The 3,068-nt window shown below is 40.4% G+C and carries 1 protein-coding gene; it reads right to left on the bottom strand.

Annotated elements, in window-relative coordinates; all coding sequences use genetic code 11:
* Positions 1–3,068, bottom strand: a 3,068-nt coding sequence (locus BMZ09_RS16250; protein ID WP_177183554.1) for a hypothetical protein, incomplete at both ends; no start/stop codon positions are given.

The raw sequence follows: 3,068 nt of genomic DNA, 5'->3' as shown, positions 1-3,068 counted from the left end.
GGTTCCGCAGGTTTTGTTCCTGTTACGTCCCAAGTACAAGTTGTGTTATTGAATGTTGCAGTTTCGTAACATTCCGTAGTTGGTTCCGCAGGTTTTGTTCCTATTACGTCCCAAGTACAAGTTGTGTTATTGAATGTTGCAGTTTCATAACATTCCGTAGTTGGTTCCGCAGGTTTAGATCCAGAAACATCCCAAGAACACGTTGTATTGTTGAATGTTGCAGTCTCATAACATTCTGTTGTTGGTTCCGTAGGTTTAGATCCAGAAACATCCCAAGTACAAGTCGTGTTGTTGAACGTTGCAGTTTCGTAACATTCTGTTGTTGGTTCCGCAGGTTGTGTTCCTGTTACATCCCAAGTACATGTATTATTATTAAATGTTGCAGTTTCGTAACATTCTGTTGTTGGTTCTGCAGGTTTAGATCCAGAAACATTCCATGTACACGTTGTGTTGTTGAATGTTGCAGTTTCGTAACATTCTGTTGTTGGTTCTGCAGGTTTAGATCCAGAAACATTCCATGTACACGTTGTGTTGTTGAATGTTGCAGTTTCGTAACATTCTGTTGTAGGTTCTGCAGGTTGTGTTCCAGAAACATCCCATGTACACGTTGTGTTGTTGAATGTTGTAGTTTCGTAACATTCTGTTGTAGGTTCTGCAGGTTGTGTTCCAGAAACATTCCATGTACACGTTGTGTTGTTGAATGTTGCAGTTTCGTAACATTCTGTTGTAGGTTCTGCAGGTTGTGTTCCAGAAACATCCCATGTACACGTTGTGTTGTTGAATGTTGTAGTTTCGTAACATTCTGTTGTAGGTTCTGCAGGTTGTGTTCCAGAAACATTCCATGTACACGTTGTGTTGTTGAATGTTGCAGTTTCGTAACATTCTGTTGTAGGTTCTGCAGGTTGTGTTCCAGAAACATCCCATGTACACGTTGTGTTGTTGAATGTTGCAGTTTCGTAACATTCTGTTGTTGGTTCTGCAGGTTGTGTTCCAGAAATATCCCAAGTGCAAGTTGTATTGTTGAATGTTGTAGTCTCATAACATTCCGTTGTTGGTTCCGCAGGTTTTGTTCCAGAAACATTCCAAGTACAAGTTGTATTGTTAAATGTTGCAGTTTCATAACATTCTGTTGTTGGTTCCGTAGGTTTTGTTCCAGAAACATCCCAAGTACAAGTCGTGTTGTTGAACGTTGCAGTTTCGTAACATTCTGTTGTTGGTTCTGAAGGTTGTGTTCCTGTTACATCCCAAGTACATGTATTATTATTAAATGTTGCAGTTTCATAACATTCTGTTGTTGGCTCCGCAGGTTGCGTTCCCGTTACGTCCCAAGTACATGTTGTATTATTAAACGTTGCAGTTTCGTAACATTCCGTAGTTGGTTCCGCAGGTTGTGTTCCCGTTACGTCCCAAGTACATGTTGTATTATTAAACGTTGCAGTTTCGTAACATTCCGTAGTTGGTTCCGCAGGTTGTGTTCCAGAAACATCCCATGTACATGTATTATTATTAAATGTTGCAGTTTCATAACATTCTGTTGTTGGTTCCGCAGGTTGTGTTCCAGAAACATCCCATGTACACGTTGTGTTGTTGAATGTTGCAGTTTCGTAACATTCTGTTGTAGGTTCTGCAGGTTTAGATCCAGAAACATCCCATGTACACGTTGTGTTGTTGAATGTTGCAGTTTCATAACATTCTGTTGTTGGTTCCGTAGGTTTTGTTCCAGAAACATCCCAAGTACAAGTCGTGTTGTTGAACGTTGCAGTTTCATAACATTCTGTTGTTGGTTCTGAAGGTTGTGTTCCTGTTACATCCCAAGTACATGTATTATTATTAAATGTCGCAGTTTCATAACATTCCGTAGTTGGTTCCGCAGGTTGCGTTCCAGAAACATCCCAAGTACAAGTCGTGTTGTTGAACGTTGCAGTTTCATAGCATTCTGTTGTTGGTTCCGCAGGTTTAGATCCAGAAACATCCCAAGTACAAGTAGTGTTGTTGAAGGTTGCACTTTCGTAACATTCCGTAGTTGGTTCGGCAGGTTTAGATCCAGAAACATCCCAAGTACAAGTTGTATTATTGAACGTTGCAGTTTTATAACATTCCGTAGTTGGTTCCGCAGGTTTTGTTCCTGTTACACTCCAAGTACAAGTTGTATTATTGAATGTTGCAGTTTCGTAACATTCTGTTGAAGGTTCCGTAGGTTGCGTTCCCGTTACGTCCCAAGTACATGTTGTATTATTAAACGTTGCAGTTTCGTAACATTCCGTAGTTGGTTCAGCAGGTTGTGTTCCTGTTACGTCCCAAGTACATGTTGTATTATTAAACGTTGCAGTTTCATAACATTCTGTTGTTGGTTCTGTAGGTTTAGATCCAGAAACATCCCAAGTACAAGTTGTGTTGTTGAACGTTGCAGTTTCGTAACATTGTGTTGTTGGTTCCGCAGGTTTAGATCCAGAAACATCCCAAGAACAAGTTGTACTGTTGAATGTTGCAGTTTCATAACATTCTGTTGTTGGTTCCGCAGGTTTTGTTCCTGTTACATTCCAAGTACAAGTTGTGTTGTTGAATGTTGCAGTTTCATAACATTCTGTAGTTGGTTCCGCAGGTTGCGTTCCAGAAACATTCCAAGTACAAGTTGTATTGTTAAATGTTGCAGTTTCATAACATTCTGTTGTTGGTTCCGTAGGTTTTGTTCCAGAAACATCCCAAGTACAAGTCGTGTTGTTGAACGTTGCAGTTTCGTAACATTCTGTTGTTGGTTCCGTAGGTTTTGTTCCAGAAACATCCCATGTACACGTTGTGTTGTTGAATGTTGCAGTTTCGTAACATTCCGTAGTTGGTTCCGCAGGTTTTGTTCCTGTTACGTCCCAAGTACAAGTTGTGTTATTGAATGTTGCAGTTTCGTAGCATTCCGTAGTTGGTTCCACAGGTTGTGTTCCCGTTAGATCCCAAGTACAAGTCGTGTTGTTGAATGTCGCAGTTTCGTAACATTGTGTTGTTGGTTCCGCAGGTTTAGATCCAGAAACATCCCATGTACACGTTGTGTTGTTGAATGTTGCAGTTTCATAACA

It is taken from the genome of Olleya namhaensis, from assembly GCF_900114005.1.
Lineage (GTDB): Bacteria > Bacteroidota > Bacteroidia > Flavobacteriales > Flavobacteriaceae > Olleya > Olleya namhaensis.
The sequence above is the reverse complement of the archived record's forward strand: the minus strand, read 5'-3'. Positions and strand labels throughout refer to the sequence as shown.